The organism is Pseudomonas emilianonis (genome assembly GCF_023072625.1).
Lineage (GTDB): Bacteria > Pseudomonadota > Gammaproteobacteria > Pseudomonadales > Pseudomonadaceae > Aquipseudomonas > Aquipseudomonas paraveronii.
This window is the reverse complement of the sequence record NZ_JAKNRV010000168.1, coordinates 1-10,928: the sequence shown is the minus strand read 5'-3', so window position 1 is coordinate 10,928 and position 10,928 is coordinate 1. Positions and strand designations below refer to the sequence as shown.

9 protein-coding genes and 2 pseudogenes are annotated in these 10,928 nt (G+C 62.2%); 6 read left to right on the top strand and 5 right to left on the bottom strand.

From position 1 onward, the window contains the following. The 3 genes and pseudogenes from L9Z73_RS17230 to L9Z73_RS17220 all read right to left on the bottom strand — a co-directional run. Window positions 1-115, bottom strand: a pseudogene (locus L9Z73_RS17230) (L-carnitine dehydrogenase); the annotation flags it as partial. Window positions 116-279: 164 nt separating this feature from the next. Next, a complete protein-coding gene (locus L9Z73_RS17225) occupies window positions 280-1,167 on the bottom strand; it encodes a 3-keto-5-aminohexanoate cleavage protein (protein WP_247403264.1) in 888 nt (295 codons plus the stop codon). 88 nt (window positions 1,168-1,255) lie between these two features. Further along, entirely contained in the window at window positions 1,256-2,200 is a 945-nt protein-coding gene (locus L9Z73_RS17220) for a choline ABC transporter substrate-binding protein (protein WP_247403261.1), read from the bottom strand. Between the two features lie 193 nt (window positions 2,201-2,393). On the opposite strand from L9Z73_RS17220, the gene L9Z73_RS17215 reads away from it, so the two are divergent. Next, window positions 2,394-3,338, top strand: coding sequence for a GlxA family transcriptional regulator (locus tag L9Z73_RS17215; RefSeq protein WP_247403257.1), 945 nt, complete (start codon window positions 2,394-2,396; stop codon window positions 3,336-3,338). 520 nt (window positions 3,339-3,858) lie between these two features. On the opposite strand, the gene L9Z73_RS17210 is transcribed toward L9Z73_RS17215, so the two are convergent. Both L9Z73_RS17210 and L9Z73_RS17205 read right to left on the bottom strand, forming a co-directional pair. Further along, window positions 3,859-4,275 (bottom strand): DUF3010 family protein, encoded by a 417-nt coding sequence (locus L9Z73_RS17210; RefSeq protein WP_247403256.1) that lies wholly within the window; start codon window positions 4,273-4,275, stop codon window positions 3,859-3,861. 41 nt (window positions 4,276-4,316) lie between these two features. Next, complete coding sequence (locus tag L9Z73_RS17205) at window positions 4,317-4,718, bottom strand: lysozyme inhibitor LprI family protein (protein ID WP_247403253.1); 402 nt, start codon at window positions 4,716-4,718, stop codon at window positions 4,317-4,319. A 219-nt stretch (window positions 4,719-4,937) separates the two neighbouring features. Between L9Z73_RS17205 and L9Z73_RS17200 the strand changes: the two genes are divergently transcribed. From L9Z73_RS17200 to L9Z73_RS17180, 5 genes and pseudogenes are all read left to right on the top strand, one after another. Further along, window positions 4,938-5,915: a dipeptidase gene (locus L9Z73_RS17200; protein WP_017849539.1), complete on the top strand. Its 978-nt coding sequence runs from the start codon at window positions 4,938-4,940 to the stop codon at window positions 5,913-5,915. Window positions 5,916-5,966: 51 nt separating this feature from the next. After that, a complete protein-coding gene (locus L9Z73_RS17195; protein ID WP_074847795.1) occupies window positions 5,967-6,497 on the top strand; it encodes a DUF5943 domain-containing protein in 531 nt (176 codons plus the stop codon). A 16-nt stretch (window positions 6,498-6,513) separates the two neighbouring features. Continuing rightward, the gene (gene dgcA, locus L9Z73_RS17190; protein ID WP_247403249.1) at window positions 6,514-8,574 is read left to right on the top strand and encodes a dimethylglycine demethylation protein DgcA; all 2,061 of its coding nucleotides are present in this window, start codon (window positions 6,514-6,516) and stop codon (window positions 8,572-8,574) included. Window positions 8,575-8,749: 175 nt separating this feature from the next. Further along, window positions 8,750-10,693, top strand: coding sequence for a dimethylglycine demethylation protein DgcB (gene dgcB / locus L9Z73_RS17185; protein WP_247403246.1), 1,944 nt, complete (start codon window positions 8,750-8,752; stop codon window positions 10,691-10,693). Further along, a pseudogene (locus L9Z73_RS17180) lies at window positions 10,693-10,928 on the top strand (electron transfer flavoprotein subunit alpha/FixB family protein); the annotation flags it as partial. The gene dgcB and the pseudogene L9Z73_RS17180, both read left to right, overlap by 1 nt.

The following is a 10,928-nucleotide window of genomic DNA, read 5'->3' as shown; positions in this document are numbered from 1 at the left end:
CGGGGTCCCAGGCCACCACATCGAGGCCGTGGGCCAAGGCGCGGGACACCCAACCGCTGCCGATCACACCGCTGCCGAGGGCGGCGAAGGTTTTGATTTCTGTAATAAAACGCATGGCGACATTCCTGAATAATGGGGTGAACCCCTGTGGGAGGGGGCTTGCCCCCGATAGCGGTGTACCAGTCGATGCATTCGCTGCTGATCCACCGCTATCGGGAGCAAGTCGAATCGTCGCACCGCCCCTCCCACAGGTTTTGATCCGGTTTGGGCAGGGGGGGGTTAGGCGCGTTTTTTGAGGCCCATTTTTATGCGCCCTTCGGCCGGGGTCATGACCCGCGCGCCCAGGCGGCTGAGGATTTCACTGGCGCGTTCCACCAGTTGACCGTTGGTAGCCAATACGCCCTTGTCCAGCCACAGGTTGTCTTCCAGGCCGACCCGCACGTTGCCGCCCAGCAGCACCGCCTGCGCCGCCATCGGCATTTGCATGCGGCCGATGCCGAAGCCGGCCCACACCGCGTCGGCGGGCAGGTTGTCGACCATGGCTTTCATGGTGGTGGTGTCAGCCGGCGCGCCCCATGGGATGCCCAGGCACAGTTGGAACAGCGGGTCGTCGAGCAGGCCTTCCTTGATCATCTGCTTGGCGAACCACAAGTGGCCGGTGTCGAAGATTTCCAGCTCGGCCTTGACGCCCAGTTCCTGAATGCGTTTGGCGCCGGCCCGCAGTTGCGCCGGGGTCGACACGTAAATGGTGTCGCCATCGCCGAAGTTCAGCGTGCCGCAGTCCAGCGTGCAGATTTCCGGCAGCAGCGCTTCCACATGGGCCAGGCGGGTCAGCGGGCCGACCAGGTCGGTGCTGGGGCCGAATTCCATCGGGTTTTCGCCGCCGCCGATTTCCAAGTCGCCGCCCATGCCGGCGGTGAGGTTGACGATGATGTCGATGTCGGCCTCACGGATGCGCTCCATCACTTCGCGGTACAGGGCGACGTCGCGGCTGAACTTACCGGTCTCGGGGTTGCGCACATGGCAATGCACCACGGTGGCACCGGCCTTGGCGGCCTCCACGGCGGCGGCGGCGATTTGTTTGGGGGTGACCGGCACATGGGGGCTTCTGGCGCTTGTGTCGCCAGCACCGGTGAGTGCGCAGGTGATGATGACGTCATGGTTCATCGGGGAGGTTCCTTACAGGCGTGTGATTTCAAGGCGTAGGGCGCCGTTCGCGGTCAGGGACGACCGCGAAACGGTGAGTCAAATACAGTTATTTTCCGGTCAGTTGCAGGTTGGCAGCGGCCGGTTTGCCGTCGAAGGTGGTCACGCCTTCGAGCCAGCGCTGCTGGTCTTGCGGGTGGTCCTTGAGCCACTGCTTGGCGGACTCGAATGCGTCCTTGTGATCCAGCAACGGCTGCATCATTCGGCTCTCGTCGGCGGCGGTGAAGGTCAGGTTGGTCAGCAGCTTGTATACGTTGGGGCACTGCTCGGCGTAGGTCGGCGAGGTGACGCTCCACACGGTAGCCATGCCTTCGTTCGGGCCCAGGGCGTCTTCGCTGCCGGTGAGGTAGGTCATCGCCACGTTGACGTTCATCGGGTGCGGCGCCCAGCCGAAGAACACCACGGCTTCCTTGCGGCGTACCGCGCGGTCGACGGCGGCGAGCATGCCGGCTTCGCTGGACTCCACCAGCTGGAATTTGCCCAGGCCGAACTGGTTCTTGGCGATCATCGCCTTGATCTGGGTGTTGGCGCCCGAGCCCGGCTCGATACCGTAGAGCTTGCCGCCCAGTTCTTTTTCGAACTTGGCGATGTCGGCGAAGGTTTTCAGGCCTTTGTCCGCCAGATAAGTCGGCACCGCCAGCGTGGCGCGTGCGTCTTCCAGGCTCGGTTTGTCGAGGACCTTGACCTGCTTGGCGTCGACGAACGGGGCGATGGTCTGGGTCATCAGCGGGTTCCAGTAGCCGAGGAACAGGTCCAGGCGCTGGTCGCGGATACCGGCGAAGATGATTTGCTGGGACGCGCTGGTTTGTTTGGTCTTGTAGCCGAGGCCGTCGAGCAACACTTGGGTCATGGCGCTGGTGGCGATGACGTCGGTCCAGTTCACCACGCCCATGCGCACGTTCTGGCAGGAGGGCGCGTCGGCCGCGAGGACGCTGGTGCTCAAGATGGCGCTGGCGCTGAATGCGAGCACGCAGCGGCTGATCAGTCGGTTCATGGTGGTTCCCTCGGCAGGTCGTTATTGTGGGGGCCGGCGTCTTTATGCGCCGTGCGATCACGTTACGCAGCTTGAGGGGCGACAAAACGCACGGCGGCGACCGGCTCTTGCACTGCAGCGACCTGTGCTCTTGAATGGGCCGTTGAACTGGCGTATCACAGTGACCACGCTGGCGGTCCTACGAGAGCGCACCATGTCCCAGGATTTCTACTTTCTGCTGATGCCGGGGTTCTCGGCCATCGGCTTTATCTCTGCGCTCGAACCGCTGCGAGTGGCCAACCGCTTTCGTGGCGAGTTGTACCGCTGGCATGTATTGAGCGCCGATGGCGGCGCGGTGCTGGCGAGCAATGGCATGTCGGTCAACGCCGACGCCGCGCTGGAGCCGCTGAAAAAGGGCGCGACGCTGATGGTGGTCGCCGGTTTCGAACCGCTCAAATTCGCCACCCCGGCCCTCGAACACTGGCTGCGCCGCCTCGACTATGACGGCGTGACCCTTGGCGCCATCGACACCGGCGCCTGCATCCTGGCCGAAGCCGGGCTGCTCGACGGCCACCGTCTGACCCTGCACTGGGAAGCCATCGACGCGTTCAAGGAAGCGTATCCACAGCTGACGGTGACCCAGGAACTCTTCGAGATCGACCGCCGCCGCATCACCTGCGCCGGCGGCACCGCCTCCATCGACCTGATGCTCGACCTGATCAGCCAGGCCCATGGGCCCGAGTTGGCGATCCAGGTTTCCGAACAATTCGTGCTCGGGCGCATCCGCCCGCGCAAAGACCACCAGCGCATGCAGATCGTCACGCGCTACGGCATCAACAACAAGAAGTTGGTGCAGGTGATCGGCGAGATGGAACAACACACCGAGCCGCCGCTGAGCACCCTGGCCCTGGCCGAGGCGATCAAAGTGACGCGACGCCAATTGGAGCGGCTGTTTCGCCTGCATCTGAACGACACACCGAGCAACTTCTACCTCGGCCTGCGCCTGGAAAAAGCCCGGCAACTGCTGCGCCAGAGCGACATGAGCGTGCTGGAGGTGAGCCTGGCCTGCGGGTTTGAGTCGCCGTCGTATTTCACCCGCCGTTATCGGGCGCGGTTTGCCAAGTGTCCGCGGGAGGATCGGCGACGGGAGGTGGTTTGAACGTAGTGCCTACACGCGACAAAGATCACATGTGGGAGGGGGCTTGCTCCCGATAGCGGAGTGTCAGCCACTCATGTGCTGCTGATCCACCGCCATCGGGAGCAAGCTCCCTCCCACATTGGGTTTTCGGTGTGGCTTATTTCTTTATCAGCGCCGAACACGCTGCCTTGAAGGCTTCGAGCAACTGAAACACCCCTTCTCCTGTCAGCGACAACGATCAAATGTGGGAGGGGGCTTGCTCCCGATAGCGGAGTGTCAGCCACTCATGTGCCGCTGATCCACCGTCATCGGGAGCAAGCCCCCTCCCACATTGGGTTTTCGGTGTGGCTTATTTCTTTACCAGGGCCGCACACGCCGCCTTGAAGGCTTCGAGCAACTGAAACACCGCTTCTCCTGTCAGCGACAACGATCAAATGTGGGAGGGGGCTTGCTCCCGATAGCGGAGTGCCAGCCACTCATGTGCTGCTGATCCACCGTCATCGGGAGCAAGCCCCCTCCCACATTGGGTTTTCGGTGTGGCTTATTTCTTTACCAGGGCCGCACACGCCGCCTTGAAGGCTTCATGCTGGTACTTGTTCAGCGTCGTCGGCAGCTCAAAATTGTGCTTCTTGTTCTGCGCATTGAGGGTCTGCGGCGACAGCAGCGTCACTTCAACGCCGTCGAGCAACTGAAACACCCCTTCAATCTTGAACGTGGTCGGGCCACCGGCGAACTCGCCTTTCTTACTGCGCTTCTTGATGGCGATGCGTTCGATGGCGTTGTCCTGCACGAACGCCTTCACCTGGGCTGCGAAGGCTTTGACGTTGGCCGCTTCATCGTCGTCTTCAAGGGCGATTTTCTTGGTGGCCAGGGCGACGTGGGTCAGTGTTTGGTCGTCGAGGGAGGCAACGGCGAAGATGGCTTCGCTGCCTTTGATTTCGATGCCGCAGGTTTTCATGAATGGCCTTGGTTCAGATTGAAAGTGGCAAGGATTGTCGCTTATTCCTGCCCAATCGACTCCAAAAACTCCGACCGTTCATCACTCATCCGCGCCAGGCAATCGTTCAGCTCGATCGCATAAGGTTTGGTGCCGGTCACCGCCGGGAAGGTGTCCACTGCGCAATCGGCGTCGCGCAATTTTTCCCACTTCTGCTGGGCATCCTTCAGACGAGCGGTAATGTCCGCCAGTTGCGTCTTGTTGCTGCCATAGGTCGAACCCATGCGCTCCAACAGCCCTTGATAGTTATCCTTGAGCAGTTGTTCGGCGGTGGTTTTGTTGTAGGTGGCGCATTCCAGGGTTTGCTTGTCGTTTTCGATGCCGTCGCACGGCGTGCTGTCGGTGTCTTCGGCCGCGTGGACGCCGGTTGCGATGAGTGCCAAAGCCAGGAAAATTGATTTCATTGCGCCGTCTCATATCGGTTGATGCGCGAATTCTGGCCCAAGCGTAAGACAAAGAACAGCCGTCAGACAGACCTGTCATAGCGACCTTCGTCGCGGATTGACGCTTTCGGCAATTCCCCTGTCGTTTTTGCACCCGGTCCGGTCGGCCCCTCGGCATATGCTGACCCCAAAGCGCCGGCAGACGATTCGGCGCACGAATCGCCAACAAGGGGACGCCTGATGAGCCCAGCGCAATTGCACGCCGACAGCATCGTTATCGACGGGCTGATCATTGCCAAGTGGAACCGCGAGCTGTTCGAGGACATGCGCAAGGGCGGCCTGACCGCCGCCAACTGCACCGTGTCGGTGTGGGAAGGGTTCCAGGCCACGATCAATAACATCGTCGCCAGCCAGACCCTGATCCGCGAGAACAGCGATCTGGTGATCCCGGTGAAAACCACCGCCGACATCCGCAAAGCCAAGGAACAGGGCAAGACCGGCATCATCTTCGGCTTCCAGAATGCCCATGCGTTTGAAGACCAACTCGGCTACGTCGAGATCTTCAAGCAGCTCGGCGTCGGTGTGGTGCAGATGTGCTACAACACCCAAAATCTGGTCGGCACCGGTTGCTACGAACGTGATGGCGGGCTGTCGGGCTTCGGTCGCGAGATCGTCGGCGAGATGAACCGCGTCGGCATCATGTGCGACCTGTCCCACGTCGGCTCCAAGACCAGCGAAGAAGTCATCCTCGAATCGAAAAAACCGGTGTGCTACTCCCACTGCCTGCCCTCCGGGCTCAAGGAGCACCCGCGCAACAAGTCCGATGAGGAGCTGAAGTTCATTGCCGACCACGGCGGTTTTGTCGGCGTGACCATGTTCGCGCCGTTCCTCGCCAAGGGCATCGATTCGACCATCGACGACTATGCCGAAGCCATCGAATACACCATGAACATCGTCGGCGAAGACGCCATCGGCATCGGCACCGATTTCACCCAGGGCCATGGCCAGGATTTCTTCGAAATGCTGACCCATGACAAGGGCTACGCCCGCCGCCTGACCAGCTTCGGCAAGATCATCAACCCGCTGGGCATCCGCACCGTGGGCGAGTTCCCCAACCTCACCGAGACCCTGCTCAAGCGCGGCCACAGCGAACGCGTGGTGCGCAAGATCATGGGCGAGAACTGGGTCAACGTCTTGAAGGACGTTTGGGGCGAATAAGCCAAACACCCACGGGCAACACCACTACGAATTTTCTGGAGTTAAGTTTCCATGGCCAAGATCGCCCCGCAATTGCCTATCGAAGTCGACAGCGAAACCGGTGTCTGGACCTCCGACGCCCTGCCAATGCTGTACGTACCGCGCCATTTCTTCGTCAACAACCACATGGGCATCGAAGAAGTCCTCGGTGCCGACGCCTACGCCGAGATCCTCTACAAGGCCGGCTACAAATCCGCCTGGCACTGGTGTGAAAAAGAAGCCGAATGCCACGGCCTCGAAGGTGTGGCGGTGTTCGAGCACTACATGAAGCGCCTGTCGCAACGCGGCTGGGGCCTGTTCAAGATCCAGGACATCGACCTGGATAAAGGCACCGCCAGCGTCAAGCTCGAACACTCGGCGTTCGTCTACGTGTACGGCAAGGTCGGGCGCAAGGTCGACTACATGTTCACCGGCTGGTTTGCCGGCGCCATGGACCAGATTCTGCAAGCACGCGGCAGCCAGATTCGCACCGTGGCCGAACAAGTCTACGGCGGCTCCGAAGAGGGCTTTGATTCCGGCCTGTTCACCGTCAAGCCGTTGTAAGTCGAGGAACCCTGCCATGGCTTTCGAAGCAATGTTCGCGCCGATCCAGATCGGCAAACTGACCATCCGCAACCGCGTGCTCAGTACCGCCCACGCCGAGGTGTATGCCACCGACGGCGGCATGACCACCGACCGCTATGTGAAGTACTACGAAGAGAAAGCCAAGGGCGGGATCGGCCTGGCCATCTGCGGCGGTTCTTCCAGCGTGGCGATCGACAGCCCGCAAGGCTGGTGGAAATCGGTGAACCTGGCCGACGACCGGATCATCCCGCACTTCCAGAACCTGGCCGATGCCATGCACAAGCATGGCGCCAAGATCATGATCCAGATTACCCACATGGGCCGTCGCTCGCGTTGGGACGGCGAGCATTGGCCGACCCTGCTGTCGCCCTCGGGCATCCGTGAGCCGGTACACCGTGCGACCTGCAAGACCATCGAACCGGAAGAAATCTGGCGCGTGATCGGCAACTACGCCAGCGCGGCAGCGCGTGCGAAAGCCGGTGGCCTGGACGGCGTGGAACTGTCGGCGGTGCACCAGCACATGATCGACCAGTTCTGGAGCCCGAGGGTCAACAAGCGTACCGACGAATGGGGCGGCTGCTTTGAAAACCGCATGCGTTTCGGCCTTGAAGTGCTCAAGGCGGTGCGTGCCGAGGTGGGCCCGGACTTTTGCGTCGGTATCCGCCTGTGCGGCGACGAATTCCACCCGGACGGCTTGTCCCACGAGGACATGAAGCAGATCGCCAAGTACTACGACGACACCGGCATGCTCGACTTTATCGGCGTGGTCGGCTCGGGTTGCGATACGCACAACACCCTGGCCAACGTCATCCCGAACATGAGTTATCCACCGGAGCCGTTCCTGCATTTGGCGGCCGGGATCAAGGAAGTGGTCAAGGCCCCGGTGCTGCACGCGCAGAACATCAAGGACCCGAACCAGGCCACGCGCATCCTCGAAGGCGGCTATGTGGACATGGTCGGCATGACCCGCGCCCACATCGCCGACCCGCACCTGATCGCCAAGATCAAGATGGGCCAGATCGACCAGATCAAGCAGTGCGTCGGCGCCAACTATTGCATCGACCGCCAGTACCAGGGCCTGGATGTGCTGTGCATCCAGAACGCCGCCACTTCCCGTGAATACATGGGCGTGCCGCACATCATCGAGAAATCCACCGGGCCCAAGCGCAAGGTGGTGGTGGTCGGTGCCGGTCCCGCCGGGATGGAAGCCGCGCGCGTTGCCGCTGAACGTGGCCACGACGTGACCCTGTTCGAGAAAAAAGCCTTTATCGGTGGGCAAATCACCACCGCGTCCAAAGCGCCGCAGCGCGACCAGATCGCCGGGATCACCCGCTGGTTCCAACTGGAACTGGCGCGTTTGAACGTCGACCTGCGCCTGGGCGTGGCGGCGAATGCCGAAGCGATCCTCGACCTGCGCCCGGACGTGGTGGTGCTAGCGGTGGGCGGGCATCCGTTCCTGGAACAGAACGAACACTGGGGCGCGGCCGAAGGCCTGGTGGTCAGCAGTTGGGACGTGCTCGACGGCAAAGTGGCGCCGGGCAAGAACGTGCTGGTCTACGACACCATCTGCGAATTCACCGGCATGTCGGTGGCGGACTTCCTCGCGGACAAGGGCAGCCAGGTCGAGATCGTCACCGACGACATCAAGCCGGGCGTGGCCGTCGGCGGTACGTCGTTCCCGACTTACTACCGCAGCATGTACCCCAAGGAAGTGATCATGACCGGCGACATGATGCTGGAAAAGGTCTACCGCGAAGGCGACAAGCTGGTGGCGGTGCTGGAGAACGAATACACCGGCGCCAAAGAGGAGCGGGTGGTCGATCAGGTGGTCGTCGAGAACGGCGTGCGCCCGGATGAAGAGATCTACTACGCCCTCAAGCCCGGCTCGCGCAACAAGGGCCAGATGGACATCGAAGCGCTGTTCGCGATCAAGCCGCAACCGTGCCTGAGCGAAGCGGGCGAGGGCTATTTGCTGTTCCGCATCGGTGACTGTGTGGCGCAGCGCAATACCCACGCTGCGATCTATGACGCCCTGCGCTTGTGCAAGGATTTCTGACCCGACACCGAACCAATGTGTACCCGGTCTGAAAACGTGGGAGGGGGCTTGCCCCCGATAGCGGTGGGTCAGTTGATGGATGTTGTGGCTGACACACCGCCATCGGGGGCAAGCCCCCTCCCACATTTAGGGCCCGGTTTCACACTAGATCTGTGTGGTCTGTGGGAGCTTCACCATGTTGAATACTCTTCTTCCGATTCTGCTGTTTGCGGCCCTGGGCCTGGCCGTCCTGGGCGCACTGCGGCGAGCAGCCATGTGGCGTCGCGGCCGTGCGTCCAAGGTCGACCTGCTGGGCGGCCTGCTGGCCATGCCCAAGCGCTACATGGTCGACCTGCACCACGTGGTCGCCCGCGACAAATACATCGCCAACACCCACGTCGCCACGGCGCTGGGTTTTGTGCTGTCGGCGCTGCTGGCGATTCTGGTGCACGGTTTCGGCCTGCATAACCGCATCCTCGGCTATGCGCTGTTGCTGGCGTCGGTGCTGATGTTTGTCGGCGCCACGTTTGTCTACCTGCGTCGACGTAATCCTCCTGCGCGCCTGTCGAAAGGCCCGTGGATGCGCCTGCCGAAAAGCCTGATGGCGTTCGCAGTGAGCTTCTTCCTGGTGACCTTGCCGGTGGCCGGGATTCTGCCGGCGGACTTCGGCGGTTGGTTGCTGGCCGCGTTGCTGAGCGTGGGCGTGCTGTGGGGCGTGTCGGAAATGTTCTTCGGCATGACCTGGGGCGGGCCGATGAAGCACGCCTTCGCCGGTGCCTTGCACCTGGCCTGGCACCGCCGCGCCGAGCGCTTCGGCGGTGGCCGTTCCACCGGCTTGAAGCCGTTGGACCTGAACGATAAAAGCGCGCCCCTGGGCGTGGAAAAACCCAAGGATTTCACCTGGAACCAATTGCTCGGTTTTGACGCCTGCGTACAGTGCGGCAAGTGCGAAGCCGCCTGCCCGGCGTTCGCCGCCGGCCAGCCGCTGAACCCGAAAAAGCTGATTCAGGACATGGTCGTCGGCCTGGCCGGCGGCACCGATGCCAAGTTCGCCGGCAGCCCGTATCCTGGAAAACCGATCGGCGAACACAGCGGCAACCCGCACCAGCCAATCGTCAACGGCCTGGTGGACGCCGACACCCTCTGGTCGTGCACCACCTGCCGCGCCTGCGTGGAAGAGTGCCCGATGATGATCGAGCACGTGGACGCCATCGTCGACATGCGCCGCCACCTCACCCTGGAAAAAGGCACCACGCCGAACAAGGGCGCCGAAGTCCTCGAAAACCTGATCGCCACCGACAACCCCGGCGGCTTCGCACCGGGCGGCCGGCTGAACTGGGCGGCGGATTTGAACCTGCCGTTGCTCAGCGAAAAGGGCAGTTGCGAGGTACTGTTCTGGGTCGGCGACGGCGCCTTCGACATGCGCAACCAACGCACCCTGCGCGCCTTCGTCAAAGTGCTGAAAGCGGCCAAGGTCGACTTCGCTGTGCTCGGCCTGGAAGAACGCGACAGCGGCGACGTCGCCCGCCGTTTGGGCGATGAAGCGACCTTCCAACTCCTGGCCACGCGCAATATCCAGACCCTGGCCAAGTACAGCTTCACGCGCATCGTCACCTGCGATCCGCACAGTTTCCATGTGCTGAAAAACGAATACGGCGCCTTCAACGGTGACTATGTCGTACAGCACCACAGCACCTTCATGGCCGAGCTGATCGGCGACGGCGCGTTGAACCTGGGCCAGCACAAAGGCAACAGCGTGACCTATCACGACCCGTGCTACCTGGGCCGCTACAACGGCGAATACGAGGCCCCGCGCCAGGTGCTGCGTGCGTTGGGTATCGAGGTCAAGGAAATGCAACGCTCGGGCTTCCGTTCACGCTGCTGTGGCGGCGGCGGCGGCGCGCCGATCACCGACATTCCCGGCAAGCAACGTATCCCCGATATGCGCATGGACGACATCCGCGAAACCGGCGCCGAGCTGGTGGCCGTGGGCTGCCCGCAATGCACCGCGATGCTCGAAGGCGTGGTCGAACCGCGTCCACTGATCAAAGACATCGCCGAGCTGGTGGCCGATGCGTTGCTCGACGACGCCGCGCCTGCCAAATCACCGATCAAACGTGAACCCGCGGAGGTGCACTGATGAGCGACATTATCCGCCGCGACCCACGCGCCGAATGGATCGCCCGTAACCGCCTGCACCCGCTGCATGCGGCGATGCAGCCGGCGCAACACAGTTGGATGGGGCCCAACGGCGTCATCCGCAAAAACCTCCACGGTGTCGGTTTTATCGGCCCCAACGGCATCAAACGCATCGACCGCAGCGGCGCCCAACAAGGCGGCGCGGCGAAGCGCACGGCGGCAGTGGACGTGCAGTT

Excerpts from the sequence above, each read along its gene's own strand:
- L9Z73_RS17225 (WP_247403264.1), bottom strand. The coding sequence starts at position 1,167 with ATGAACCATGACGTCATCATCACCTGCGCACTCACCGGTGCTGGCGAC.
- L9Z73_RS17220 (WP_247403261.1), bottom strand. The coding sequence starts at position 2,200 with ATGAACCGACTGATCAGCCGCTGCGTGCTCGCATTCAGCGCCAGCGCC.
- L9Z73_RS17215 (WP_247403257.1), top strand. The coding sequence starts at position 2,394 with ATGTCCCAGGATTTCTACTTTCTGCTGATGCCGGGGTTCTCGGCCATC.
- L9Z73_RS17210 (WP_247403256.1), bottom strand. The coding sequence starts at position 4,275 with ATGAAAACCTGCGGCATCGAAATCAAAGGCAGCGAAGCCATCTTCGCC.
- L9Z73_RS17205 (WP_247403253.1), bottom strand. The coding sequence starts at position 4,718 with ATGAAATCAATTTTCCTGGCTTTGGCACTCATCGCAACCGGCGTCCAC.
- L9Z73_RS17200 (WP_017849539.1), top strand. The coding sequence starts at position 4,938 with ATGAGCCCAGCGCAATTGCACGCCGACAGCATCGTTATCGACGGGCTG.
- L9Z73_RS17195 (WP_074847795.1), top strand. The coding sequence starts at position 5,967 with ATGGCCAAGATCGCCCCGCAATTGCCTATCGAAGTCGACAGCGAAACC.
- dgcA (WP_247403249.1), top strand. The coding sequence starts at position 6,514 with ATGGCTTTCGAAGCAATGTTCGCGCCGATCCAGATCGGCAAACTGACC.
- dgcB (WP_247403246.1), top strand. The coding sequence starts at position 8,750 with ATGTTGAATACTCTTCTTCCGATTCTGCTGTTTGCGGCCCTGGGCCTG.